This window comes from uncultured Oxalicibacterium sp. (genome assembly GCF_913776015.1).
GTDB lineage: Bacteria > Pseudomonadota > Gammaproteobacteria > Burkholderiales > Burkholderiaceae_D > Oxalicibacterium.
Genome location: NZ_CAJYMD010000001.1, coordinates 79,742 through 105,843, shown reverse-complemented (window position 1 = coordinate 105,843; position 26,102 = coordinate 79,742). Strand labels below are relative to the sequence as shown.

25 protein-coding genes and 1 tRNA gene are annotated in these 26,102 nt (G+C 55.8%); 14 read left to right on the top strand and 12 right to left on the bottom strand.

Annotated elements, in window-relative coordinates:
* Positions 1 to 134: hypothetical protein (locus QZ725_RS00535; RefSeq protein WP_293775510.1), on the top strand; the 134-nt coding region annotated here is incomplete at its 5' end.
* Positions 135 to 230: 96 nt separating this feature from the next.
* Here the strand turns inward: QZ725_RS00535 and QZ725_RS00530 are convergent.
* The 6 genes from QZ725_RS00530 to fdxA form a co-directional block, all read right to left on the bottom strand.
* Positions 231 to 2,573 carry a fatty acid cis/trans isomerase gene (locus tag QZ725_RS00530; RefSeq protein ID WP_293775500.1) on the bottom strand — a complete coding sequence of 781 codons (2,343 nt, stop codon included), beginning with the start codon at positions 2,571 to 2,573 and terminating at the stop codon, positions 231 to 233.
* A 204-nt stretch (positions 2,574 to 2,777) separates the two neighbouring features.
* A complete protein-coding gene (gene leuA / locus QZ725_RS00525; RefSeq protein WP_293775499.1) occupies positions 2,778 to 4,442 on the bottom strand; it encodes a 2-isopropylmalate synthase in 1,665 nt (554 codons plus the stop codon).
* Between the two features lie 42 nt (positions 4,443 to 4,484).
* Positions 4,485 to 4,640: a hypothetical protein gene (locus QZ725_RS00520; RefSeq protein ID WP_293775497.1), complete on the bottom strand. Its 156-nt coding sequence runs from the start codon at positions 4,638 to 4,640 to the stop codon at positions 4,485 to 4,487.
* Positions 4,641 to 4,862: 222 nt separating this feature from the next.
* Positions 4,863 to 5,684, bottom strand: a complete 822-nt coding sequence (locus QZ725_RS00515; protein ID WP_293775496.1) for a class III extradiol ring-cleavage dioxygenase — start codon at positions 5,682 to 5,684, stop codon at positions 4,863 to 4,865.
* A gap of 78 nt (positions 5,685 to 5,762) precedes the next feature.
* Complete coding sequence (locus QZ725_RS00510) at positions 5,763 to 6,086, bottom strand: DUF3861 domain-containing protein (protein ID WP_293775495.1); 324 nt, start codon at positions 6,084 to 6,086, stop codon at positions 5,763 to 5,765.
* Complete coding sequence (fdxA, locus tag QZ725_RS00505; protein ID WP_293775494.1) at positions 6,083 to 6,430, bottom strand: ferredoxin FdxA; 348 nt, start codon at positions 6,428 to 6,430, stop codon at positions 6,083 to 6,085. The genes QZ725_RS00510 and fdxA overlap by 4 nt, the downstream gene beginning before the upstream one ends.
* A 109-nt stretch (positions 6,431 to 6,539) precedes the next feature.
* On the opposite strand from fdxA, the gene QZ725_RS00500 reads away from it, so the two are divergent.
* Positions 6,540 to 7,400: a LysR family transcriptional regulator gene (locus QZ725_RS00500; RefSeq protein ID WP_293775493.1), complete on the top strand. Its 861-nt coding sequence runs from the start codon at positions 6,540 to 6,542 to the stop codon at positions 7,398 to 7,400.
* Positions 7,401 to 7,445: 45 nt separating this feature from the next.
* Here QZ725_RS00500 and QZ725_RS00495 read toward each other — a convergent pair whose 3' ends face one another.
* The 3 genes from QZ725_RS00495 to fabI all read right to left on the bottom strand — a co-directional run bounded on the left by QZ725_RS00495 (position 7,446) and on the right by fabI (position 10,602).
* A complete protein-coding gene (locus tag QZ725_RS00495; RefSeq protein WP_293775491.1) occupies positions 7,446 to 7,850 on the bottom strand; it encodes a YXWGXW repeat-containing protein in 405 nt (134 codons plus the stop codon).
* Positions 7,851 to 8,002: 152 nt separating this feature from the next.
* Entirely contained in the window at positions 8,003 to 9,400 is a 1,398-nt protein-coding gene (locus tag QZ725_RS00490; RefSeq protein ID WP_293775489.1) for a DEAD/DEAH box helicase, read from the bottom strand.
* A 416-nt stretch (positions 9,401 to 9,816) separates the two neighbouring features.
* Positions 9,817 to 10,602 (bottom strand): enoyl-ACP reductase FabI, encoded by a 786-nt coding sequence (gene fabI, locus QZ725_RS00485; protein WP_293775487.1) that lies wholly within the window; start codon positions 10,600 to 10,602, stop codon positions 9,817 to 9,819.
* A 274-nt stretch (positions 10,603 to 10,876) separates the two neighbouring features.
* Here fabI and QZ725_RS00480 point away from each other — a divergent pair, with 274 nt between their 5' ends.
* Genes QZ725_RS00480 through QZ725_RS00465 form a run of 4 tightly spaced genes read left to right on the top strand, consistent with a single transcriptional unit; the run spans position 10,877 to position 16,419 of the window.
* Positions 10,877 to 12,676, top strand: a complete 1,800-nt coding sequence (locus QZ725_RS00480) for an extracellular solute-binding protein (protein WP_293775485.1) — start codon at positions 10,877 to 10,879, stop codon at positions 12,674 to 12,676.
* A gap of 10 nt (positions 12,677 to 12,686) precedes the next feature.
* Positions 12,687 to 13,745: an ABC transporter permease subunit gene (locus QZ725_RS00475; RefSeq protein ID WP_293775484.1), complete on the top strand. Its 1,059-nt coding sequence runs from the start codon at positions 12,687 to 12,689 to the stop codon at positions 13,743 to 13,745.
* Positions 13,742 to 14,818, top strand: a complete 1,077-nt coding sequence (locus tag QZ725_RS00470) for an ABC transporter permease (protein WP_293775483.1) — start codon at positions 13,742 to 13,744, stop codon at positions 14,816 to 14,818. Before QZ725_RS00475 ends, QZ725_RS00470 begins: the two co-directional genes overlap by 4 nt.
* Complete coding sequence (locus tag QZ725_RS00465) at positions 14,815 to 16,419, top strand: ABC transporter ATP-binding protein (protein WP_293775482.1); 1,605 nt, start codon at positions 14,815 to 14,817, stop codon at positions 16,417 to 16,419. The genes QZ725_RS00470 and QZ725_RS00465 overlap by 4 nt, the downstream gene beginning before the upstream one ends.
* 133 nt (positions 16,420 to 16,552) lie before the next feature.
* On the opposite strand, the gene QZ725_RS00460 is transcribed toward QZ725_RS00465, so the two are convergent.
* Both QZ725_RS00460 and gloB read right to left on the bottom strand, forming a co-directional pair.
* Positions 16,553 to 18,106, bottom strand: coding sequence for a LysM peptidoglycan-binding domain-containing protein (locus tag QZ725_RS00460; protein ID WP_293775480.1), 1,554 nt, complete (start codon positions 18,104 to 18,106; stop codon positions 16,553 to 16,555).
* A gap of 197 nt (positions 18,107 to 18,303) precedes the next feature.
* Positions 18,304 to 19,074 (bottom strand): hydroxyacylglutathione hydrolase, encoded by a 771-nt coding sequence (gene gloB, locus QZ725_RS00455; RefSeq protein WP_293775478.1) that lies wholly within the window; start codon positions 19,072 to 19,074, stop codon positions 18,304 to 18,306.
* A gap of 4 nt (positions 19,075 to 19,078) precedes the next feature.
* Here gloB and QZ725_RS00450 point away from each other — a divergent pair, with 4 nt between their 5' ends.
* The 4 genes from QZ725_RS00450 to QZ725_RS00435 all read left to right on the top strand — a co-directional run bounded on the left by QZ725_RS00450 (position 19,079) and on the right by QZ725_RS00435 (position 21,196).
* Positions 19,079 to 19,855 carry a class I SAM-dependent methyltransferase gene (locus QZ725_RS00450; RefSeq protein ID WP_293775509.1) on the top strand — a complete coding sequence of 259 codons (777 nt, stop codon included), beginning with the start codon at positions 19,079 to 19,081 and terminating at the stop codon, positions 19,853 to 19,855.
* A 29-nt stretch (positions 19,856 to 19,884) separates the two neighbouring features.
* Positions 19,885 to 20,316 (top strand): ribonuclease HI, encoded by a 432-nt coding sequence (gene rnhA, locus QZ725_RS00445; protein WP_293775477.1) that lies wholly within the window; start codon positions 19,885 to 19,887, stop codon positions 20,314 to 20,316.
* A gap of 50 nt (positions 20,317 to 20,366) precedes the next feature.
* Entirely contained in the window at positions 20,367 to 21,086 is a 720-nt protein-coding gene (dnaQ, locus tag QZ725_RS00440) for a DNA polymerase III subunit epsilon (RefSeq protein WP_293775476.1), read from the top strand.
* A gap of 35 nt (positions 21,087 to 21,121) precedes the next feature.
* Positions 21,122 to 21,196: transfer RNA gene (locus QZ725_RS00435), tRNA-Val, on the top strand.
* Positions 21,197 to 21,268: 72 nt separating this feature from the next.
* Here QZ725_RS00435 and QZ725_RS00430 read toward each other — a convergent pair.
* A complete protein-coding gene (locus tag QZ725_RS00430; RefSeq protein WP_188380250.1) occupies positions 21,269 to 21,478 on the bottom strand; it encodes a hypothetical protein in 210 nt (69 codons plus the stop codon).
* A 246-nt stretch (positions 21,479 to 21,724) separates the two neighbouring features.
* Between QZ725_RS00430 and QZ725_RS00425 the strand changes: the two genes are divergently transcribed.
* From QZ725_RS00425 to QZ725_RS00410, 4 genes are read left to right on the top strand one after another with little or no spacing between them, the layout of a single operon-like run.
* A complete protein-coding gene (locus tag QZ725_RS00425) occupies positions 21,725 to 22,015 on the top strand; it encodes a DUF1427 family protein (protein ID WP_293775475.1) in 291 nt (96 codons plus the stop codon).
* A 52-nt stretch (positions 22,016 to 22,067) separates the two neighbouring features.
* Positions 22,068 to 24,065, top strand: a complete 1,998-nt coding sequence (locus QZ725_RS00420; protein ID WP_293775474.1) for an amidohydrolase — start codon at positions 22,068 to 22,070, stop codon at positions 24,063 to 24,065.
* Positions 24,066 to 24,087: 22 nt separating this feature from the next.
* Positions 24,088 to 24,495 (top strand): DoxX family protein, encoded by a 408-nt coding sequence (locus QZ725_RS00415; RefSeq protein ID WP_293775473.1) that lies wholly within the window; start codon positions 24,088 to 24,090, stop codon positions 24,493 to 24,495.
* Positions 24,495 to 26,072 carry an MFS transporter gene (locus tag QZ725_RS00410; protein ID WP_293775472.1) on the top strand — a complete coding sequence of 526 codons (1,578 nt, stop codon included), beginning with the start codon at positions 24,495 to 24,497 and terminating at the stop codon, positions 26,070 to 26,072. Before QZ725_RS00415 ends, QZ725_RS00410 begins: the two co-directional genes overlap by 1 nt.
* Positions 26,073 to 26,102: the final 30 nt, after the last annotated feature.

Here is a 26,102-nt window from a genome sequence, read left to right as displayed (position 1 = left end):
ACATCCCGATCGGCAATACGCACCGACTGGAGAATCCGGGCAAGCTACCGCTGCATCTGATCGAGGTGCAATCGGGGGCGTATCTGGGTGAGGATGACATCGTCCGGTTTGATGATGTGTACAAGCGTAATTGAGTGAATCGATCGATTGTCATGATGTGAAAAACGCTGCCATGTATTCCATAGGCAGCGTTTTTTTATGGACTTCCCCCCAAGCGTGGGCAAGCCTCGTTATCGATATTCCATCCGGTTGTAATCCAGAATCCCAGCCTGATTTGGCTGTTCCTTGCGATAACGTTCATGTACCGCATCACTGAAGGCCCAGAAGCCCGGGTTGTCACGCTTGACGGCCCAGCGTTTGGTAAATGCGGCGTAATCCTTTTCGGATTTCAGGTGCTGCAACGTTTGCACGAATGTTGACAGTTCGCGTGCCGACACGTTGTAGAACGCATTTGGGTAGCTAAATGCAACCCCAGTAGCGAGTGTCAGCGTATCTTCCTTGGGCAGGAGCGATTGATTTTCTCCAAGTAGATGCGAGACGCTGGCACGTGCCGTGTTGCGCATGAGCGAGAAAGTCTTCTTTTGACCGTTCGGCATATCCACCACGAGTACAGCACTTTCCGGCAGCCATTGCAGCGCGGTGCCATGCGTTGCCGCAAGCGAGCGTAGCGGTGCGTGCAGTACCGGTGTTGCCTGACGTTGCCAGTCGAAATCGGTATTGATGACTTTGCCTACTCGCTGGCGCATCAGTTCCAGTAGCTCCCGCTTGTGCTGATTGGTTTGATAACGCACGCCACTTTCCGTATCCAGCGTAGTCGATGGCCCGCCATAGACTTGATCGCGTACTGATTGGCTATCGCCTCGGTACCAGTCGTCGCGTACGGCGATACGTTCGGCTTTCGGCAGAAACATAAGGAAGCCGGATTCACCTTCCGCACGCAAATAATCCATATAGAGACGCGAATTGAACTGATGGCCGACATTGCCATAGACGTCGTAATTGGCGACGAGCAGGTAATGGATGCGTTCGAGTAGCGGGTAACCGATGACCCAGGCGGTTTTTGGTGTTTCGCCGATGAAGCCCTTGACGACACTGGCACCATCGAAGTGGCGCAGAATCGTCAGCGCTGCATTGTCGTTGTTGCCGTCGCCATCCCAAATCAGATTCAAATTCAAGTCAGTAGGTTGCCGGATGGCTTTATTCAATAACTTGCTGCGCTCCTTGAGATATTCGTTTTCCAGCTTTCCATATTTGAGCCAAGGTGTAAGGATGCCACTGGTACTGCTGCCTGTCGGCAGACTGGCGAGATCGGCACTACGCTGCAGCAGGCGATCGACTTCCTTGTCGTATGCATCTGATGGCGCCATGAAAGTCACCCAGAACTGATCCTGAATGACATTGAGTGCGAGTTGGCCGCGGCAGACGGGCCCTTTGATGAAACCCATGATGGTGAACTCTGCCTCGTCCAGCATGAAGCGATAACGTGCGCCGACTGGCAGATCGGCATAGGTTTCAAAAGGATTGGCGGCGGTACGCTCGGTATAGCCGGGCAACTTCTGTACCGAGTAGTTCGGTTCAAGAAACAAGGTTTTCCAGCGCGCCATGCGTTGTGCATCAAGACGATATGGCAGATGTGTCTTGGCGACGATGGTTTCGCGCTCTTCTGTCAGGCGGTAGTAAACGCGTTTTACCTTAGGATCGTCTACGGGACGAGCGCTGGGAATGATGCGGATTGGCTGGCCGGGCGGTGTGGTTGAGCGTACCAGCTTGAAATAATGCCGTTGCTTGTCGTTGCCAAAGTAAAGATGGGCGAGGAAAAGATGTTCGTACGCATAGCGTGCAAACAGTTGTTCCTTGTTGGCGTTGCCGTTGAAGAAGCGTTCCCAGTTTGATACTTCCTGTTGCACATCGTTTGGCAAGGCCGCCGATTTTTCAGCTGGCGCGCCAAGTTCCAGCCAATGCAGCAGTGTGCGCTGTTCATCTGGCGACAGTGCTGGCAACCCAAAGGGCATACCGCCGAGAGGGACGGTTTGTTCGTACACATCCATTTCGGCGCCAGCTGGGCACATGTTGCTGCGTGTAGAGGAAATATCGAGTTTGTCCAGTGTGGCATCGTTCGATGGCCAGGGATGCTGCTGCTTCAGCATCAGCATGCGATAGATCAGATTGGCAGAACGATTGGCTTCGGGCGTTTGCTCATGCTCGTTTAGCACGGAAAAAAAACCTTTGGTACGCCATTCGGATGCGTTCTCTGCATCGATGTAGAGGCGTGAAGGAGCAGAGGCGATCAAGCGTCCTGCGTCATAGACAGTGGTTTTGCTGGCACCGCGTGATAGGCCTTCCCAACTCGTGGTTTTCAACTGGCAAGGTGCATCGTAGCAGGCGTGGCAAACGACGCAGCGTTGATCGAGAATGGGACGAATCGTTTGATTGTATGAAAGGCCAGTTGGCGGCCGCGATGGTTCGTCAAATCGCGCAGGGTCGGCAGTGCCATAGAGGCGATTGAACTGGGCAGTTGCCAGCGTGGTACATGCGACCAGCATGAGCAGTGGGATGAGGACGATGCGGCGCATAGAATTTTGATGTATTGGGGCAATACATCTTACTCTTTCATCCCTGCTCATCCTAACTTCCAGTGCAAAATGATGGCGCATGTCTCACGTTGTCCCTGTATGGAGGGATTGCAGTGTCATTGCCGCAAATCCTGGCCGGCTGCAGAAAACAAAAAGCCGCTGCAATAACTTGCAGCGGCTTTTACAAAAAGATCAGAATGGGCTTTAGGCAGCTTTCACATTCAAGGCGCTATCGCGATTGATGGCGCTCAATACGGCGCGGAACGATGCCGTCATGATGTTGCTGTCGATGCCGACACCGAAGCGCGTCTGGCCGCCGTTGACGCGCAGCTCGATGTAGCTGGCTGCGTTGGCATCGGCACCTGAGCCGATTGCGTGTTCATGGAAATCCATGATCTTGACATCAAGGCCCAAGGCATCGACGAAGGCATCGATTGGACCGTTACCTTTGCCGGTTACCGTCAGCGGTTTGCCATCTTTTTGCAGATCGACCTTGATCGTGATGTCACCGCCATCGTCCTGCATGTGATGGCTGATGTAACGGTACGGCGTGACGGCATCCACATACTCGTTCTTGAAGATGGTGTGAATGTCGCCGGCGACAACTTCCTTGCCGGTTTCATCGGTCACGCGCTGGACGACGCGGCTGAATTCGATTTGCAGACGACGTGGCAAAACGAGGCCAAATTCCTGTTCGAGCAGATACGCCATACCGCCTTTGCCGGACTGGCTATTGACGCGAATGACAGCGTCGTAGCTGCGACCGAGGTCCGCTGGATCGACCGGTAAATAAGGGACTTCCCAGATCGCATCCTTCTGCTGCTTGGCAAAGCCTTTCTTGATCGCATCCTGATGCGAGCCTGAGAATGCGGTAAAGACCAGATCGCCAGCGTAAGGGTGACGTGGATGTACAGGAATCTGATTGCATTCTTCAACTGTCTGACGAATTGCATCAATGTCGGAGAAATCGAGACCCGGATTGATGCCTTGCGTGTAGAGATTCAGTGCCAGCGTGACGAGATCGACGTTACCCGTGCGCTCACCGTTGCCGAACAGACAGCCCTCGACACGATCCGCACCGGCCATGACGCCCAGTTCGGCGGCAGCAACGGCACAACCGCGATCGTTGTGCGGATGCAGGCTGATGATGATGGAATCGCGACGTTGAATATTGCGATGCATCCATTCGACCTGATCGGCATAGACGTTCGGTGTGCTGACTTCGACTGTACCAGGCAGATTCAGGATCATTTTGCGTTCCGGCGTCGCACCCCATGCTTCGGAAACGGCATCGCAGACTTCCTTGGCGAAATCCAGTTCGGTCATGCTGAAGGCTTCCGGCGAATACTGGTAGACCCATTCGGTTTCAGGACGTGCGTCGGTCAGTTCCTTAATCAGCTTGGTACCTTTGACGGCCAGCTCTTTCACTTCTTCCTTGGTCATGTTGAACATGATCTTGCGGAAAGAAGGCGCGGTCGCGTTATACATGTGCACGATGGCGCGGCGTGCACCGGTGACCGAATCCACGGTACGACGGATCAGATCTTCGCGTGCCTGCGTCAGCACTTCAACGGTCACGTCGTCAGGAATACGTTTTTCTTCGATCAGCTTGCGGCAGAAGTCGAAGTCGGTCTGCGAAGCGGAAGGAAAGGCGATCTCGATCTCCTTCACACCGATTTTAACCAGCATTTCAAAGAAGCGCAGCTTCTTGGCAGAGTCCATGGGGTCGATCAGCGCCTGATTGCCGTCGCGCAGGTCCGTGCTCATCCAGACAGGTGGTTTGGTGATGGTTTTGTTTGGCCAGCTGCGGTCAGGGAGATTGATGACCGGGAATGCCTGATATTTGGTCGATGGGTTCTTCAACATCATGATGATTTTCCTTGCTGAGTATTCTGTAGTAAGTCGTTGTATTCAATAGATCGAGGCTGTGGCGAAGGGCGATTCGGCTGCCACGGAACGCGAGGCCGGATCACCGATCGGTAGCGACAGCAGGGCGCGTGTGCGTGCAAAGACCTTGGCAATGAGTTTGCCGGCAATGTGCATGACAGAAAGGGCCTTGGTATGCATGTTTTCGGTACAGCCTGATTGGAGGAAACGAAACCGGCAAGTGAGAACCGGCGAGGTACGACAGAACGCTACGATCAGATTAGTCGTAGCGATAGCGGTAGAGCTGCCAGCGAGAACGTGGCAACAGGCGCTGTAATGCGGGGAGTGATGGATGTCTTGGACATGATGCCGCTACTTTAGGCGCGTGCCTGCTTGATGTCAAGCTGCACGCGCCCTGGCGGCCTATTGTGTGGCATTTTTCCCTGTGCCGAAGGCCAAGGCCGATACCACCACGTTCATCACCGTATCCTGAAAAACACGGACTCCGGTGTCTGTGCCAGCGGCTCCTGCGGCCACCATCAACGGCAGCAGATGGTCGGGATGCGGTTGTACCTGTCGTGCATGCGGGGCATTTTGCCAATCCTGCAACAACATATTCCGCGCGTTTTCCGCCTGCGTGGCCATATTGGCCAGCCAGTCGTCGAACTGTGCCGAAGCGTCGCGGAATGCAGGACTGAAACCGCGCATGTTGTGAAAGCTCATGCCGCTGCCGAGAATCAATACGTTTTCGTCGCGCAATGTCTGCAAGGTTTGCCCCACGCGCAGGTGTTCGGCGGCATCTAATCCTTTTTTCATGGAAAGTTGCAGAACCGGAATGTCCGCGTCGGGAAACATCACTTTTAGCGGAATGAAGACGCCATGATCCCAACCGCGACTTTCCTCGTGGTTAACGGTTATACCTGCCGTCGTGAGCAAGGTTTGCACGCGTGCCGCTAGCTCGGGGGCGCCTGGCGCTGCATATTCCAATTGATAAGTGTGCTCTGGAAAGCCGTAGTAGTCATAAATCAGGCCAGGTTGCGTGGTGGCTCCCAAAGTGAATTCGGCTTCTTCCCAATGGCCCGACACGATCAGGATGGCTTTGGGGCGCTTGGGCAGCGATGGACTCACGCTACGCAGAAAGTTTGCCATACGATCCCACATGTGCGGATCGCCGGGCCAGTCCATGAAAAAGCAGGGGCCGCCGCCGTGCGGGATGAAATAGGTCGGTAGTCGATGCGTGGTCATGATGTTCTCGAGCGAATGAGGCGGTGAGTGAAACGCTAAGCAGCAGTCAGGACGTCAAGACGGTTTGCTTATGTCGTCCTATGACAAGGGTTGGGGCTGGCCGTCGAGCGCGTCGCGGATGCGTTGTTTGAATGCGCTGATGAATTCCACAAATGCGGGTTGCAAGGGGCTGAACAGCGGATCCTTGCGATGCTTGAGCATCACCTCGCCAAACAGTTTCAAGCCGAGCGCCAACGCGGCAGCTTCATCCTTGTCCGTGATGTCGACGGCTTGCGCGCGCTCGATGATCATGAACAGATCGTCATGGTTACCGGCATCGAATTGCAAAGGTGCATGGGCTTCAGGGCCGGCATGTTTGCCGCCCAGGTATTCCAGGGTGACGCGGTAATCGTGTGCGCTCATGATGCTTTCCTTTCTGGATAAACGAGTTCCGACAGTTTGTCTTTGGCCGTTGCCCAATGTGCGTGATCCGGCAATGGTGCCTTGCTGTGACGCAGGCGTTGCCAGTCCGGATGTCGCGAAAGCTGGCGATTGAGTTCAATGAAATGCGCCTGTTCCGGCGCAATCTCACGATCGCCGACGATGGCTCCGACCGGGCATTCGGCAACGCACATCGAGCAATCGATGCATTCGTCCGGATCAATCACCAAAAAATTCGGCCCTTCCTTGAAACATTCCATCGGGCAGACCGTGACACAGTCCGTGTATTTGCAGCGTATGCAGGGTTCGGTTACGACAAATGTCATGCAAATCCTTTCCTTGTTTCTCCACTATAGTCGTCATTAAATTGTTGATAAATAATGTATATTCATAATAATTATCTTCAAATTATTGACAATGGATATTCTGGCCTGCATGAAAACCTTTGTTGCCGTGGTTGAAACCGAGAGTTTCACTGCTGCAGGGATGAGGCTTGATCTATCGAAGGCGGTGGCCTCCAAATACGTGGCGATACTGGAAGACCATCTGGGTACGCGGCTGCTCAATCGCACAACGCGTCGCCTGAGCCTGACGGAGTCCGGCAGTGTGTACTACGAGCGATGTGTGCAGATACTCGCCGATGTGGAAGAGGCCGAGCAGGCGGCCGCACAATTGACTACCGTGCCGCGCGGTACGCTCAAGGTGGCGCTACCGGTTTCATACGGCACGATTCGCATCGCGCCGTTGTTGACGTCTTACATGCAACAGCATCCAGACGTTCATCTGGATATTGCCCTGGCGGATCGGCGGGTCGATCTGATTGAAGAGGGATTCGATCTGGCGATTCGTATCGGTGCCTTGCCGGAATCCGGTTTGGTCGCGCGTCGCCTGGCAACGGAGCGCATCGTCCTGTGTGCGGCGCCTGCGTATCTTGCGCGCCATGGCAAGCCGATGCAGCCGGCAGATTTGGCTATGCATGCTTGTCTCAATTACAGCTATGCGAGCACTGGCGACGAGTGGACTTTCGTAACGGGGAAAATGCAGGAACATGTGCGTATTGGCGGGCCGATGCGTGCCAACAATGGCGACATGCTGCGCGTGGCGGCGCTGGCCGGCGCCGGCGTGATCTGGCAACCGCAATTCATCGTCGGCGATGATATTGCGGCAGGACGGCTGGTCGAGCTATTACCCGATTTCGCGCCTGCCGAGCTGGGAGTCCATGCCTTATATCCGAGTCGCAAGCATCTTTCCGCCAAGGTCAGGACGTTTGTCGATCATCTGGCGGTCAGCCTGTAACAAGGGTAGCCATCTCCACCGGGATGGCTATGGAGCGTGCCTTGGTCAGCAATGACCTTTCTTGGCTTGTCCCGGTGGACAGTGATAGCCGTGCCCACGATCATGTTTCTTGGGCTTGTGGCCGTGATGGTGGCGGTCCTCTTTCCAATGGCCTTTGCGAAGATGCCAGCCGCCCCGATCCTGATACCAATGGGCTTTTTCATAGACATAGCCCGAGCGTGCTTTCACCCAGTATCCGGGCACCCATACGTGACCATGTCCGTTCCAGTTCCAGTAACCTGGTGCCCAGACGTAGCCTTTACGCGGGCCTGGTACGCGTTCATAACGCGGTGGCGGTGGTTCTGCACCGATATTGACATTGATACTGACCTGCGCGCTGGCTTGGATTGGTATCAGCGTTGCCGTGCCAAGCAGCAGGGCGGTGAACAACGCGGCACTTGTTTTTTTCATGATGGCGCTCCGTAAGGGGTATGGGTGCAGTATAGGAAAACGATGCGCGCTTGAGCGTAATCCGAAAACTTGCTTACAACTGTTACGCAAGTCGCACAGACATAAAAAAAAACGGGCCGATCGGCCCGTTTTTTTTATGTAGGAAGCAGCTATCAACGCTCGCCAAACGAACGGCGCTGACCGCCATCCGCCGGACGCGGGCCCTTGCCGAATCCCGATCCTTCGTGGCGCGGACCATTGCCCGGCTTGCTGAACGTGCGTTGACCTGGTTTGCCGCCGCGGCCATCGCCTGGACGCCAGCCACCTGGTTTATGCGAACGTGCTGGAGAAGCCGTACGTTTCGGTTCCAGACCTTCAATCACGCTGACCGGAATCGATTGCTTGATGAAGCGTTCGATGCGCTTGACGTTGACTGTCTCGGCATGGTTGACCAGCGAAACCGCAATACCCTTGCGACCAGCGCGGCCGGTGCGGCCGATGCGGTGGACGTAGTCTTCGGCAAATTTCGGCAGATCGTAGTTGACCACGTGCGTGATGCCCGGCACGTCGATGCCGCGTGCGGCAACGTCGGTGGCAACCAGTACGCGAATCTGGCCGCGACGCAAGCCATCCAATGTGCGATTGCGCGCACCCTGATGCATGTCGCCATGCAAGGCTGCAGCGGCGAAACCGGCGATGTTGAGGCGATCAGCGATCGTGTCCGCATCACGCTTGGTCGCCGTGAACACGACAGCTTGATCCATCGTGCTGTCGTTCAGCAGGTGATCGAGCATGCGGTTCTTGTGCGACAGATCGTCAACGAAATGCACGCATTGCTGGATATTTTCGTGCTTGCTTGCCGAACCAGCGATCTGGATGATCAGCGGATCCTTGGTAATGCGCTTGGCCATGTTGCCGACGACGCCGTCCAGCGTTGCCGAGAACAGCATGGTCTGACGGGTTTCCGGCGTTTTGGCGACGATGCGTTCGATGTCTTCGATGAAGCCCATGTCCAGCATGCGATCGGCTTCGTCGAGTACCAGAATCTGCAATTGCGAGAAATCGATCTTGCCCGATTCCATATGGTCGATCAGACGACCAGGTGTCGCCACGAGGATTTCCGGATTGCGCGACAGCAGTTGCATCTGTTTTGGATAAGGCATACCGCCGAGAATCGACACGGCTTTTACGCGGCGCATGAAGGCGCCGTATTTGTCGGTCGAGGTCGTGACTTGCAATGCCAGTTCACGTGTTGGCGTCAGGACCAGCATCTTTGGTTGCGCAGGGCGGAAACGCGGACGCTCGCCACGCGAACGTGCCGATTGCATTTCCTGATTGGGCGTGCGGCTGCCCATAGGTGCCTGTTCGTCGGCTTGAACGGCGAACTTGTGCAGGGCTGGCAGCATGAACGCTGCGGTTTTGCCCGAGCCTGTCTGCGACGAGACCATCATGTCGCGGCCTTCGATACCGGCAGGAACTGCCTGCGCCTGAACGGGCGTCGGCGAGGTATAGCCGGATTCGGTCAAAGCCTTGATGATGGAAGCATGCAGGCCTAGTGATTCAAATGTCATTCTTTTCTTTCGTATATGTCAGCGCGACACAAGGCATCCGACAACAAGCGGACAGTTCTCGATGTAGCGCGAAAAATGCAAGGCCAACCAACGAAACAGCTGAGAAATCAGGGAAATTTCGGCACAAAAGCTTTGCGCCGGGACGGTGTAGGATGATTCAACACCAGAGGGGCGGGATGGCTTTATCGTTAATGCTAACGGTTCGCGATGCTGCGATGTTCACTGCACTCGTTGCGGAGCGATGAACAGCCGACATTGTAGTACAGAACAGGGGCGCCTGTCGAGGCGATGTTGGAAAGGGCATGTCTTGGCACGAAGAGAAACGACAAGTGTCGTTCTTCGTAGACAAAACGGTTGATACAAAAAAAGCGGTGAGTATTGCCACCGCTATTCATTAAGTCCCAAGCCTTGGCGGTTTATTCGCCGCCCATGCCACCGACCACGTGCGAAAAGCCGCCATCGACATAGGTGATTTCACCCGTGATGCCGCCGGACAGGTTCGACAGCAGGAAAGCGGCCGTATTGCCGACATCCTCGATCGTGACGTTACGACGCAGCGGTGCGTGATCCTTGACGAAATTGAGGATCTTGCTGAAATCCTTGATGCCCGAAGCGGCCAGTGTCTTGATCGGGCCGGCCGAGATACCGTTGACGCGCACACCTTTGGGACCCAGGGATTCCGCCGTATAGCGCACGCTGGCTTCCAGCGATGCCTTCGCCAGACCCATTGTGTTGTAGTTGGGCAGGGCACGCATCGAACCGAGGTAGCTCAGTGTCAGCAGCGAGGCACCCTCGTTGAGGAAAGGCGCAGCAGCCTTTGCCATTGCCGGGAAACTGTATGCAGAAATGTCGTGCGCTATGCGGAAGCCTTCGCGTGACAGACCTTCGAGAAAATCGCCGGCAATCGCCTCGCGTGGAGCAAAACCGATCGAATGTACGAAGCCGTCGAACTTGGTCCATGTCTTGCCCAGATCGGCAAACAATGCCTCGATCTGCGCATCTTCGGCTACGTCGCACTCGAAAACGAGCTTGCTGTCGAATTCGTTGGCGAATTCGGTGATGCGATCCTTGAAGCGTTCACCAACGTAGGTAAAGGCGAGTTCGGCACCTTCGCGCTTGCAGGCCGTAGCAATGCCGTATGCGATGGAGCGGTTCGACAGCAAACCGGTGATCAGAATTTTTTTGCCTTGCAGGAATGCCATGAACGACTCCGAGAATTCAGCCAAATGTTGTGGAATGGGCAGGATTGTAGGGGTTGCAGCGGGCGAGGGCAACTTTTGCATCGGATAGGTGTCTTGTTGCGAAGACTTTTCATTTGCAGGTTTCCGGCGCGGCGCGGCATGCATTTTGTGGCCGCATTCTTGCTCCTTATGCATCTCGCAGCCGGGCCGCTGTAGAATAGCCGGCAGCCCAACTGGCGCCCGATTCGTAGCCTTTCTCATTGACAGAAGCAACCAGGAAGTGATCTTCACGCGCATGACCAAGCCTTTTTTCTCTGTTCTGCTCGCCTGTCTTTTCTCTCATGGCTCGGCCGCCTATGCCGCTCACGCATTTTCTCTTTACGACACGCCCAAGTATCCGGCTGGCTTCACCCATTTCGATTACGTCAATCCCGATGCCCCCAAGGGGGGCGAACTGTTTCTCGCCAATCCGGATCGCCGCACCAGTTTCGACAAGTTCAATCCGTTTTCACTGAAGGGTGTCGCCGCGGCCGGTGTGTCCGAACTGATGTTCGAGACGCTGACGACCGGTTCTGCCGACGAAACCGCAACCATGTACGGCCTTCTGGCCGATGATATGGAACTGGCATCGGATCGCCTTTCGATGACCTTTCATCTGAATCCGAAAGCACGCTTCAATAATGGCGATCCCGTACTGGCTGCCGATGTGAAGTATTCGTTCGATACGCTGATGAGCAAGGGTGCGCCGCAGTTCAAGTCGATCTTCGCCGATGTCAAAGGCGTGGTGGTCGTCAGCGAACGCGTGGTGCGCTTCGATTTCAAGACGCGCAATCATGAGTTGCCCTTGATCGTTGGCGGTGTGCCGGTGTTTTCGCGCAAGTGGGCACAAGGGACGGAATTCGATCGCATCCAGCTGACGCCACCGATTGCCAGCGGCCCCTATCTGATCGATCGTTACGATATCGGGCGCTCCATCAGTTATCGCTTGAACCCTGACTACTGGGGCAAGGATCTTCCGGTGCGCAAGGGCATGTTCAATTTTGCCCGTATCAACTATCGCTTCTACAAGGACGATGTCGCGCGACTGGAAGCGTTCAAGGCGGGCGAATTTGATGTGTCGGTCGAGATGATTGCGAAGAACTGGGCGCGCAGTTACGTCGGTCGCAAGTTCGATAGTGGCGAACTGATCAAGCGCGAGTTTGCGCACGGCAATGGCGCTGGCATGCAAGGCTTCATCATGAATTTGCGGCGCGATCAATTCAAGGATCCGCGCGTGCGGCAGGCACTGGGACTGGCGCTCGATTACGAATGGATGAATCGCCAGTTGTTCTTCAGTGCCTACAAGCGCATCTACTCGTTCTTCAATAACAGCCCAATGGCGGCGACGGGTATGCCATCGACAGGTGAACTGGCATTGCTGGAACCGTTGCGCGACAAACTCGATCCCGCAGTCTTCGGGCCAGCACCCGTGCCGCCGAATACCGATGCACCGCATTCCTTGCGTGCCAATCTGCTGCAGGCGGTCGAATTGTTCCGCCAAGCAGGCTGGACTTATCGCGATGGGGCCTTGCGTAATGAGAAGGGCGTGCCATTTGCTTTCGAGATCATGGACGACCAATCGTCGATGTCTCGCGTCATCAGCGTCTATGTGCGCAATTTGCAGAAGCTGGGGATTCAGGTGACACAGCGCACGGCCGACTTTGCCCTGTTGCAGCAACGGATGGACGATTTCGATTTTGATATGACGAGCCTGCGCTTTCCCGATGTCAGCACGCCGGGTAACGAGTTGTTCGACATGTTCGGTTCCAAGGCCGCAGATGAAAAGGGTTCCAGCAATTACTGGGGTTTGAAGGACCCGGCAATCGACCGCCTGGTCGAAGCGCTCGTCAAGGCCGATACGCGCCCGCAACTCGAGTCTGCCGCGCGTGCCCTGGATCGTGTATTACTCAACAAGTACATTGTGATTCCGCACTGGTATTCCTCGACGCACCGGATCGCCTATCGCAACCGTTTCGGCATGCCGGCCAATTTGCCGCTGTACTACCAGGCCAATCCGTATGTGCTGTCGACCTGGTGGCAGGTCAAACCGCGATGAGGAGCGCGCAATGAATATCTGGACTTACGTCCTCAAGCGGGTGTTGCTGATGCTGCCGACCTTGTTTGGCGTGATTGCCATCACGTTTGCCGTCATCCAGTTCGTGCCGGGCGGTCCGGTCGAGCAGGCATTGATGGAAATGAAGGCAGTCGGTGGGGCCGGCGAGGCGAGTGGCGGTGGGGCATCGCAGTATCGTGGGCGCCAAGGTGTGGATGCCGAGCGCGTGGTGGAGATCAGGGCGCTGTATGGTTTTGACAAGCCGGCCAGCGAGCGTTTCTGGCAAATGCTGAAAGGCTTTGCGACCTTCGATCTGGGCAAGAGCTTCTATCACCACATGGATGTGTGGCAGCTTGTGGTTTCCAAACTGCCGGTGTCGATTACGCTCGGCATGTGGACCTTCTTCCTGACGTATTTCATTTCGCTGCCGCTGGGTATTGCCAAGGCCGTGCGTGAAGGCACGCGTTTCGATGCCGTGACCAGTGCGCTGGTACTGATCGGCTATTCGATTCCTGGCTTCATCCTCGGCGTATTCCTGCTAGTGATTTTCGGCGGTGGCAGCTTCGTGCAATGGTTTCCCTTGCGCGGCCTAACCTCGGATGATTGGGAGCAGTTGTCGCTGATGGGCAAGGTGCTCGATTACCTGTGGCACATCACGCTGCCTGTCACCGCATCGGTCGCGGGTTCGTTTGCCGTCATGACGATGCTGACCAAGAACACCTTTCTCGAAGAGATACGCAAGCAGTACGTGCTGACCGCGCGTGCCAAGGGCTTGAGCGAACGGGCGGTGCTGTACAAGCATGTGTTCCGCAATGCACTGATCCCGCTGGTGACCGGTTTTCCCGCAGCATTCATCGGTGCCTTCTTCGCCGGCAGTTTGCTGATCGAAACCCTGTTCTCGCTGGATGGCCTAGGGCTACTTTCTTATGAATCCGTGGTCCGGCGCGATTATCCGGTGGTCATGGGCACGCTTTATCTCTTCACGCTGATCGGGCTCGTTGTCAAATTGATTGGCGATCTTTGTTATGTCTGGGCCGATCCGCGCCTGCAATTCGAAAGCCTGAACCGATGAGCGCCGCTGCATCCTTGCCGCCACTTTCCACGCCGCCAACCGAGGCGGCGTCATCGGTATCACCGTGGCGACGCGTCTGGTTGCGTTTTCGGCGTGATCGGCGTGGTTATTGGAGTTTGATCCTGTTCAGTATTCTGGTCGTGATCAGTCTTTTCGCTGAATTGATTTCAAACGACAAGCCCTTGGTCGCCAAGTACAACGGTGAACTGGTCTTCCCGATTCTGCAGAATTATTCGGAAAAGAAATTCGGTGGCGATTTCGAGACGCCGGCCGATTATCTCGATCCTTTCATCGAGCAGCAATTCGAAAAAGACGGCAACTGGGCGATCTATCCGCTTAACCGCTACCGTTACGACACGCTCAACTATTTTGCCGAGTCGCCCAATCCTGCCCCACCTTCCGCCGAGAACTGGCTGGGGACCGATGATCGCGGGCGCGACGTGGTAGCACGCCTGCTGTACGGTTTCCGCGTATCCGTCCTGTTCGGTTTTGCATTGACGATTACGGGCGTGCTGCTCGGTCTGGTGACGGGCGCAATCCAGGGATATTTCGCCGGTCGCGTCGATTTGTTTTTCCAGCGTTTCATGGAAATCTGGGGCGCGATGCCCGAGCTGTATCTGCTCATCATTTTCGCTTCGATTTTTCAGCCCAGCATCGGGCTGTTGCTCGTCCTGTTGTCCCTGTTCGGCTGGATGGGTTTGTCGGATTACGTGCGTGCGGATTTCCTGCGTAACCGCAATCTCGAATACGTGCAGGCAGCCCGCGCGCTGGGCTTATCCAATGGCCAGATCATCTGGCGTCATGTGCTGCCGAACAGCCTGACCCCGGTGGTCACCTTTCTGCCATTCCGCATGAGTGCCGCCATCCTCGCGTTGACTAGTCTGGATTTTCTCGGCCTTGGCGTGCCTCCCTCAACGGCCAGCCTTGGCGAGTTGCTGGCGCAGGGCAAGAACAATCTGGATGCATGGTGGATTGCCGTCTCCACTTTCATGGTGCTGACCGTGATGCTGTTGTTGCTGACCAATATTGGCGATGCCTTGCGCAACGCGCTGGATGTGCGGAGAAAGGCATGAGTCTGCTGGAGGTAAAGAATCTGCAGGTTGCCTTCGATGGCAGCCGTGTCGTAGAAGACGTGAGTTTTTCGATTGCGGCAGGCGAGAAATTCGCGCTGGTTGGCGAATCGGGATCGGGCAAAACGGTGACGGCCTTGTCCATCCTGCGCCTGAATCAGGATGCGCAGTACGGCGGTGCGATTTTGCTCGACGGCGAGAATCTGCTGCAACGCAGCGAGAGGGCCATGCGTGCCGTGCGCGGCAAGGAAGTCGCCATGATCTTTCAGGAGCCAATGACGGCTCTGAACCCGCTTTATACGATCGGCAACCAGATTGCCGAAGTCCTGATGCTGCACGAAGGCATGAGTGCCAAGGCGGCTGCATTGCGTGCCATCGAATTGCTCGACAAGACCGGTATTCCCGAGCCGCAACGTCGCGCGCTGTCGTATCCGCACCAGTTGTCGGGTGGGCAGCGTCAGCGTGCGATGATCGCGATGGCGTTGGCGTGCAAGCCGCGTCTGCTGATTGCGGACGAGCCGACTACCGCACTGGACGTCACGATTCAGGTGCAGATCGTCGAATTGCTGAATCAGTTACAGCGTGAAGAGAACATGGCCGTGCTGATGATCACGCACGATCTGAATCTGGTTCGACATTTTGCCGACCGCGTTGGCGTAATGGAAAAAGGGCGCCTGATCGAGACTGCAACCACGGCCGATCTGTTTGCCAACCCGCGTGAGGCGTACACACAAAAGCTGCTCGCCAGCCAGCCGCATCAACTGGTCGATACGCTGGATGCCAAGCCGTTGTTGAAAGCCGAGAAGCTGCGCTGCGTGTTCGATATCAGGCAAGGGTGGTTTCGCTCGCGGCCCTTCGTTGCGGTCGATGCCGTTGACTTGCAGGTGGCACGTGGCGAGACCTTGGGCATCGTTGGCGAATCGGGTTCGGGGAAATCCACGCTCGGGTTGGCATTGTTGCGGTTATCTGCAGCACTTGTAGAAGGTCGCATCACGTTTGGCGATACGGATATTTCACGTTTACACAGCAATGCCTTGCGTCCATTGCGGGCGCGCATGCAGGTGGTGTTTCAAGATCCGTTTGCCTCGCTATCGCCGCGTCGTACGATCGAGCAGATTGTGGGCGAAGGGCTAGCCTTGCATCAGCCGCAATCAAGTGCGGCAGAAATTCGCCAGGCAGTCGCGCAGGCGTTGGAAGAAGTTGGCTTGTCGCCAGCTTTGATATCGCGCTATCCGCATGAATTCTCTGGTGGGCAGCGTCAGCGGATTGCGATAGCGCGTGCGCTGGTACTCAAGCCAGAGCTGATTTTGCTCGACGAGCCGACTTCATCGCTGGATGTCTCGGTGCAGCAGCAGGTGTTGCGTCTATTGGCGGATTTGCAGGCACGCTACGGTATTGCCTATCTATTCATCAGCCACGATCTGGCCGTGATTCGCGCCATGGCACACCGCGTCATGGTCATGAAGGATGGCAAGGTGGTAGAGCAGGGAAAAACCGCCGAAGTGCTCGCGCAGCCGCAACAGGCTTATACGCAAAAACTGTTGGCAGCATCGGTCTATGCCGGTGTTGCGCGTCAGGATGATCGTACCGATACAGCGATCTGAGATACGGTCACGCTGTTAAAAGCAAAACGCCGCTATGCATTGCGTAGCGGCGTTTTGCTTTATGCGGTGTTTAGATTCTCGACTGAAACGCATCACAACTCTGAAGCGTGGAGACGCAAAATATCTTTGCGTCTTATCGTGAAGCCGTCTTCGTCGAAGCCAGGCTGACTTTCACACGTGTATCGGATGGCTTGGCTGCCACCTTTCTGACGGTAGCTTTGGATGCGGTGGCTTTGTTGTTGCTCTTTGCAGGCGACTTGGCTGCGACGCGCGTGCTGGTGCTGCGGTTGCCCCCACCCGGCGTATGCAATTCGATCTTGCTGCCTACGGCCAGCTTGTCGCTGCGCAGATTATTCCATTCGCGAATCTGGCTGGCACTCACCTTGTAACGTTTGGCCAGCGAGGCGAGCGTATCGCCATGTTTGACTGCGACACTGCGCTTGCGACCTTCGGACGCTTCGGGTGCCATGGCCAGCACGGCGCTATCGGCAATATCGGAAGTGATGTCTTTTTGCTTGGCATCGGTACGCGGTACCAGAATCGTCGAGCCGGCTTTCAACACCATCTTCGGCGGGATGTGATTCACTTCGCGAATGACTTGTGGCGTGGTGTTGAACTGTGCGGCGATGGTTTCGATCCGCTCGCGTGCGCCGGTAATCTTGTGCGCTGTCCATGAAGACAGGGCATGGGTCCAGTTCGCCAGATTAGCCTTGAACTTGTCGGCGTTGCTCTGCGGCAGAAGAATCTGGGTATTGCTGCTGCCCGTGATGACCGGGCGGTTGAATTGCGGATTCAGCGCCTTGAATTCTTCGATCGGCAGTTCTGCCAATTGTGCCGCCAGTTTGACATCGATGTCGCGTGTCTTGGCGACGCTGACAAAGTACGGCTGGTTGTCCACGCGGGGCAATGCGATGTTATAGGCATCAGGGGTTGCAATGATGTTCTTGACGGCCTGCAGCTTGGGCACATAGTTGCGCGTTTCAGCCGGCATGTAGATCGACAGGCTGGTGTAATCGGTGCCGGTCCCGGCTGCTTCCGCCTTTTTGATCGCACGCATGACCGAGCCTTCGCCCCAGTTGTATGCGGCGAGTGCCAGTTGCCAGTCACCGAACATGCCATACAGCTTTTCCAGATAGTTCAGGGCAGCATCGGTTGAGGCCAGCACACTACGGCGCTCGTCCTTGAACATGTTCTGCTTGAGGTTGTAATCCAGTCCGGTCGAAGGGATGAATTGCCACATGCCGGCGGCCTTGGCCGAGGAATAGGCTTGCGGGTTGAATGCCGATTCGATGAAGGGAAGCAATGCCAGTTCAGTCGGCATGCCACGTTTTTCGAGTTCTTCGACCACGTGGTACAGGTACAGCGAAGCGCGCTTGGTGGTACGTCCGATGTAATCGGGGCGCGAGGCATACCAGGTCGTCTGGTTGTTCACCAACTGGTTGTCGACCAGATCAGGAATGCCGAAACCCTTGCGGATGCGGGCCCAGACGTCGATTTCGCTACCGACGCGGAAGGCGCTCAGCGGATCGTCATCGAGGCCAGGGTTGTTTTGTAGTGCTGCATCTTTTGCCCAATTGTAGGCAGGCAATGCCAGATCGCTGGCGGCGTGGGCCGTGTTGGCAGTAGCGAAAAGGAAAGTGGCGGATGCAAGGGTTTTGAGTACGGCGCGGATGTCGGACTGTGGCATGGGAACTCGCAATGATCACCGACCCATGAACAGCCGGCAGAAAAGAATAGATGCGAGTGTAAGGAATCGACGTTTTCGGCGTCAAGTAATTTGACAGGATAATGACAAATCGCAGCAAATTCGATGCCGATGAGAAAGGATCGCACTGCTTGTGCCGGTCTCTGCCATGACGAGGCCGGCACATGGGAAAGAATTATCTAAAAGCTATTTTTCCATTCGCGCAGCGCACCGAACACGGCAACGGTGTCGCCGCCTTTGACGCGCCCTTCGCCTTGCAATGTTTTCAAAATGGCGGGTTCGCGCGCGCGCAGGAAGGGATTGGTCGCCTTTTCAAGCGCAATGTTGGAAGGAACAGTCGGTTCGTTGCGTGCGCGTTTGGCCTGTTCGGCCTCCAGGCGCTGGCTCACGGCCTGATTGCCCGGTTCTGCAGCCTGGGCAAAACGCAGGTTCGAGACCGTATATTCGTGAGCGCAGTAGACCTTGGTGTCGTCCGGCAGTGCGGCCAGTTTGTCGAGCGAATGCAGCATCTGTTCTGGCGTACCTTCGAACAGACGACCGCAACCGCCGGCGAACAGCGTGTCACCGCAAAACAGCCAGCCTTGCTCTTTGGCGACGTAAGCGATATGTCCGCGCGTATGGCCCGGCACATCCAGTACGGACAAGGTCAGATCGAGTTCGGAAATGTGGACATTGTCACCTTCGGATAATGAGGTGGTGACATTGCTGATGCGGTCGTTGCGTGGCGCATAGACGGGCACCTTGGCATGTTGCAACAAGGCAGGCACACCGCCGACATGGTCGTTATGGTGATGAGTCAGTAAAATAGCGACCAGCGACAGATTGTGGGCACGCAATGCATCGAGAATCGGTGCGGCATCGCCCGGATCGACCACAGCGGCATGTGTGTCATCGTGGATGAGCCACAGATAGTTATCGTTGAACGCGGGAACGGTGAGTACTTTCAACATGAGCATGGACAATTTTTCGTCTGAAAAATCGATTATATCGCTGGGCTCGTGGTTGGAGAGTCCGGCGGGCAGTTACGTGCGCGCGTGGGAAGAGGCACAACTGGAAGAAATCACGGCCGACATCTTCGGTTTTCATGCCACGCAACTCGGCTTGCCGCAGGTGCAGACGTTACGCGGCAGTCGCATGCCGCACAAGTGGCTGACCGACACAGCATTGTTGGAAAGCGCGTCCGAGAAATCGGATGAGGAAAAATTGTTGGTTGTGGTGCAGGATTTTGAAGAGCTGCCTTACGAGACTGCCAGTATCGATCTTGTCGTGCTGCCGCATGTGTTGGAATTTGCGGCCGAGCCGCATCAGGTGCTGCGCGAAGTCGAACGTGTACTGATTCCCGAAGGGCAGGTCATCATTTGCGGTTTCAATCCGTTCAGCCTGTGGGGCGCGCGCCAGATTCTCGGCCGCATGATCGATGCCCATTATCTTCCCGAAGAAGGCGAATTCATCGCGCTTCCGCGTATCAAGGATTGGCTCAAGCTGCTGAACATGGAGGTTGGTAACGGTGTATTTGGTTGTTATGCGCCGCCGTTCGAGACGGAAAAATGGCTGCATCGCTGGCGCTTCATGGAAAGTGCCGGCACGAATGGCTGGCCGGTGTTCGGTGCGGTCTATATCGTGCAGGCGATCAAGCGCGTGCGGGGGATGCGATTGATCGGTCCGGCGTGGAAAGGCAAGACCGCAGCCGCGCCTTCGCGCGTGCCCGTCACCAACAAGATTCACCAATAACCCTGCAGTTGCAGGATAAAAGAAGCGTAATGAGTAAAGTCGAGATTTATACCGATGGTGCATGCAAGGGCAATCCTGGTCGTGGTGGCTGGGGCGCCTTGCTGCTCATGGGCGAGCATGAAAAGGAATTGTTCGGCGGAGAAGCCAACACGACCAACAATCGCATGGAACTCAAGGCCGTCATCGAGGCCTTGAATGCCCTCAAGCGTCCGTGCGAAGTCGTCTTGCATACCGATAGCCAATACGTACAGAAAGGCATCAGCGAATGGATACATGGCTGGAAGGCACGCGGCTGGAAGACGGCGGCGAAGGCACCAGTCAAGAATGTCGATCTGTGGCAAGCGCTCGATGCGGCACAGGCCCGGCATCAGATCGAATGGCGCTGGGTGCGTGGCCATAGTGGCCATGAACAGAACGAACGCGCCGATGCCCTCGCCAACCGCGGCGTGGAAACGATCTGACCGGCTTCGGCCTCGTTCATCAATACAGCAAGTAATCGGAAAGTAACCGTATGCGACAAATTGTCCTCGATACAGAAACCACTGGCCTGAATGCACGTTCTGGCGACCGCATAATCGAAATCGGTTGCGTGGAAATGATCAACCGTCGTTTGACGGGCAATAATTTTCACTACTACATCAATCCAGAGCGTGATTCCGATCCGGGCGCGCTGGCGGTACACGGCTTGACGACCGAATTCCTGAGCGACAAGCCCAAGTTTGCCGAAATCGCCGACGAATTCTGCGATTACGTCGGCGGTGCCGAAATCATCATCCACAATGCGCCTTTCGATATCGGCTTCCTGGATGTCGAACTGCAACGCCTGGGCCGCCCGGCTTTCCGCGAACATGTAGGCGAGATCATCGATACGCTGATTCGTGCCAAGGAAATGCATCCGGGCAAGCGCAACTCGCTCGATTCGCTTTGTGATCGCTACGGTATTTCCAATGCGCACCGTACCTTGCACGGCGCATTGCTAGACTCGGAGTTGCTGGCCGAAGTCTATCTGGCGATGACGCGTGGTCAGAATAGCTTGTCTATGGATTTGGGATCGGATGACGACGCTGACGGCGCCGGAATCGAAGTGGTGGAGATCGCAGAAATCCTCGTCTTGTCAGCCAGCGACCAGGAAATCGCTGCACATGACGCGTTGCTCGATGGACTCGACAAGCAGGTCAAGGGAACGTCGCTGTGGCGCGTGGCTTCTGCTGAAAGCCAACAGGCAAATTGATGTCTGCGTACTTTTGTGGAATAATGCGTGACTTCGGGAGGTTAGCTCAGGGGTAGAGCGATCGCCTCACACGCGATAGGTCACAAGTTCGAAACTTGTACTTCCCACCAAATCTCAAAGGCCACGTTCATGCGTGGCCTTTTTATTTGCCGAACGCTCGTTCGGTTTTTCAGATGGACTCTTCAGTCCATCACATTGGTGAAGCAAAGATTGAAGCCTTCGCCAAATTCCGGAATGGCGGTTTCTTCAATCGCCAGCAGAACATCTGGCATGGCGCGATCGATCATCTCGCGCACGAGTTCTTCATTAGGATGGGTTTTGACGAGGGCGCCGACGATGAATTTGAGTGCGAGCAGCTGGCCATGCAGGTTGGCGACGTCTTTGTCTTCCATGATGTGTCCCTATTGAATCGTGGTGTTGTTATCTGAAGTACAGACAGCAGCAAGCGGTCAAGAGTTCATCCATTTGCTGCAAATCTCTGGGTAATTATGCCGTGCATTTATTCTTCCGGGCACGGGAAATTTGATTTCCGGAAATTCATTTTCATAAGCAAAGAGCATTCTGATACAAGCGCAACGTTTGACGCACTTTCATAATCCCGCCTAATTCATCGACTCAAGGAAAGTGCAGGTGCCGAAATGAAAGGCTCTGTCTATTTTCTCTCGCTGGGAGCCGGTCTGCTGGTCGGCATTCTCTATGCCTTGATCAAGGTGCGTTCACCCGCGCCACCGGCGATCGCGCTGCTTGGATTACTAGGCATGTTGATCGGCGAGCAGATCGTGCCGATCGCTGCCAAGGTTGTGCGCGGCGAACCCTTGTCGATTTCCTGGTTTGCCAGCGAATGCGTACCCAAGATAACCGGTGTCGAGCCTGCAGCAGGGCTGACGAGTTCCGCACCTGAACAAGCTGTCTCTCCTCCCAAATCGTGATGCCTGGCGTCGCTCACCTGACATCCAATTTTTATCCTGAAGGATCACTGACATGAACAATCATCGTCGCAACATGCTGAAGTCGGTGGCATCCAGCGCCGCGCTGGCTACGCTTGGTGCCGTTGCCAATCGTGTAGAGGCGGCATCGGCCGGCTACGTGACACGTAACGCTAGTGACGACGCCGCAGCAGGCGCTGCCGGCAATACGCTGATTCTGCTGAATGGCAAATTTCACACCGTTGATAAAAGTAAGCCTGTGGCTTCGGCAGTGGCGATTCGTGATGGCAAGTTCCTCGCGGTGGGCGATACCGAAGAGGTGATGCGTCACCACGTGCCGGGTAGCCAAGTCATTGATCTGCATGGTCGCACTGTCATTCCGGGGCTGAACGACTCGCATACCCACCTGATTCGCGGTGGCCTCAATTACAACCTGGAGTTGCGCTGGGAAGGCGTGCCATCGATTGCGGATGCCTTGCGTATGTTAAAAGAGCAGGCATTGCGGACGCCAACCCCGCAATGGGTACGCGTGGTGGGTGGCTGGACTGAATTCCAGTTCGCCGAAAAGCGTATGCCGACGCTGGAAGAAATCAATGCCGCAGCACCAGACACGCCGGTTTTCGTGTTGCATCTGTATGACCGCGCCTTGCTCAACCGTGCGGCCTTGCGTGCTGTTGGTTATACGAAGGACACGCCGAATCCGCCGGGCGGCGAGATCCAGCGCGATGCAGCCGGTAATCCGACCGGCATGCTGATTGCCAAGCCGAACGCCTTGATCCTGTACGCCACGCTAGCCAAGGGGCCAAGCCTGCCGCACGACTATCAAGTCAATTCAACACGCCAGTTCATGCGTGAACTGAATCGTCTTGGCGTTACCAGCACGATTGATGCCGGCGGCGGTTTCCAGAACTATCCTGAAGACTACGCCATCATCGACGATCTGGCGCGCAACAAGCAGTTGACGGTACGGATCGCTTACAACCTGTTCACGCAAAACAAAGGCAAGGAACTGGAAGACTTCCAGTCCTGGAGCAAGCTGGTCAAGCCGGGACAGGGCGATGACTTCTATCGCCATAACGGTGCGGGCGAGATGCTGGTGTTTTCTGCTGCGGACTTTGAAGATTTCCTTGAACCGCGTCCGGAACTGCCTGTCAGCATGGAAGATGAACTGGAGCGCGTGGTCCGTCATCTGGTTACGCAACGCTGGCCGTTCCGACTGCATGCAACCTATGACGAGTCAATTGATCGCATGCTGGATGTATTCGAGAAGGTCAATCGCGAGATCCCATTCGATGGTCTGCGCTGGATGTTCGATCATGCGGAGACGATTTCGCCGCGCAATATCGATCGCGTGCGTGCGCTTGGGGGTGGTATCGCGATCCAGCATCGCATGGCATTTCAGGGTGAGTATTTTGTCGAACGTTATGGTGCCGAGGCAGCGCAGCAAACGCCACCGATCAAACGCATGCTGGATGCCGGCATTCCTGTGGGCGGTGGCACCGACGCCACGCGTGTTGCGAGTTACAACCCGTGGACAGCGTTGTACTGGCTGGTGTCCGGCCGAACGGTTGGCGGTATGAAGCTGTATCAGAGCGGCGCGCAACTATCGCGTGATACCGCGCTGGAACTGTGGACCAACGGCAGTGCCTGGTTCTCTAGTGAACAAGGCAAGAAAGGTCGGATCAAGGAAGGCCAGTTGGCCGATCTGGCTGTGTTGTCCAGCGATTTCTTCTCTGTCGATGAAGATGCGATCAAGTCGATCGAATCAGTCCTGACCATCGTCGATGGCAAGGTCGTGTATGGCAGCGACGAATTCACCAAGATCGCGCCGCCACCGATTCCTGTTCTGCCGGACTGGTCGCCGGTCAAGACCGTGCCAGGCCATTACCGTCAGGTCACCACACGTCAGCAGATGGCGGCCTTGCCGCATCAATGCGCCGGTGCGTGCGGCGTGCATGCCCATGCCCATGACGTTGCGCGCAAGTCATCGGTCCCGATCTCGAACTACTCGGGTTTCTGGGGCGCGCTGGGTTGCAGCTGTTTCGCTTTCTGATCGCGCTGGATACATCACTCAGATGACTCAATCTGTTCAAGGCTGGAATAAGCCACGCATCGACGCCGGCCTGTTTTTTCTGCGCGTGGCTGGTGCTTTCATGCTGTTTTATGTGCATGGTCTGCCCAAGATTTTGCATTACAACGAAGAGCTGACATTGATCGAAGATCCGCTCGGTCTTGGGCGTCAGTTCTCTTTACTGATGGCGATCTTTGCTGAAGTGATTTGCCCATTGTTCATTGCCGCGGGCTTGTTCACCAGACTGGCTTGTTTGCCTGTACTCGCCGTGTTGGTGGTGTCGATGTTTATCGTGCACACGCAGTGGTCGATTGCTGAAGGGCAGTTCGGCTGGTTACTGATGATCATATTCGGCGCGATTGCCTTGTGCGGTCCGGGTAACTGGTCGCTTGGCCGCAAGCAGGTGGCGTGATGGCAAGCATTTCTTCCTGGAGCCCGTTACAGAACAAGATGTTCCGTGCGTTGTGGCTGGCAACGGTCGCGTCGAACGTCGGTACCTGGATGCATGATGTCGGTGCTGGCTGGATGATGACGTCGCTGAGTCCGGACCCTTTGATGGTGGCGCTGGTGCAGGCGGCAACGAGCTTGCCAATGTTCCTGTTTGCATTGCCATCTGGCGTGTTGGCCGACATCGTTGATCGTCGCAAGTACCTGTTGTTTGCACAGGGCTGGATGTTGCTGACGGCTGCTGTGCTGGGCGTATTGGCTTTTGGTGATCTGGTAACGCCGGAGATTCTGCTTGCGGCAACCTTCATGCTTGGCGTCGGCGCTGCAATGGCGGCACCACCGTTTCAAGCCATCGTGCCGGAACTGGTCGGCAAGGAAGACCTTTCGGCGGCGGTTGCGCTCAACTCGCTGGGCGTCAACATCAGTCGTGCCATCGGTCCTGCTTTGGGCGGCTTGATTCTGTCGTTTGCTGGTCCACCCGTCGTCTTCATGCTAAATGCATTGTCGGTCCTCGGTGTCGTCATGGTGCTCTATACATGGAAGCCTGCGCCACGTGTACAACGGTTGCCATCTGAGCATTTTATTCCCGCCGTGCGTGCCGGTTTGCGCTATGTACATGCAGCACCGTTGTTGCGTGTGGTACTGATCCGCGCCGTTGCCTTCTTTGTATTTGGTAGTGCAGCATGGGCTTTGTTGCCACTGGTGGCGCGTAACCAGCTTGGTTTGGGCGCTGGCGGTTACGGTGCCTTGCTGGCCTGTATCGGTGTGGGTGCGGTCGCAGGCGCCTTGTTACTGCCGCGTCTGAAGAAAGCCTTTTCGACCGATACGCTGGCGCTGGGTGCCAGTGTCCTGTTTGCCATCACGATGCTGGCATTGGGTACAGTGCAGAACGCATGGCTGCTTGGCGGCATCCTGCTGTTTTCTGGTCTGGCGTGGATTGCAATGCTATCGATCCTAAACGTCGGTGCGCAGCGCAGTTCTGCAGGTTGGGTCAAGGCACGTGCACTGGCGGTCTATCTGGTCGTGTTCTTCGGCTCGATGGCAGCGGGCAGCACGATTTGGGGCAAAACGGCGGCGCAGCTTGGTACTTCGATGGCTTTGATCATCGCGGCGGTTGGCATGGTGCTCGCGTGTGCAACAGCACTGCGTTGGAAGCTCAACATGTCGCCAGACCTTGATCTGACGCCATCCAAACATCTACATGCACATGCGCCGCAGATCGACGCTGCACATGATGCCGGTCCTATCCGTATCAATGTTGAGTATCGCGTGACTACAGAAAACGCTGTGGCTTTCAAACATGCCATCCGTGAGATGCATCGTGTTCGCCGACGTGGTGGTGCCTTGTCGTGGGGTGTGTATGAAGACATGGCGGAACCCGGACGCTACATCGAAACCTTTGTCGTCGAATCATGGCTCGAACATCTGCGCCAGCATGACCGCTTTACTGAAAACGATAAGGCAATTACGACACGTGTGCATGCTTTTCATATCGGCCCGGATGCGCCACGTATCGAACATCTGATGACAGCATCTTCCTGACCAGATTATCTCAACCAGATTTATCCGGAC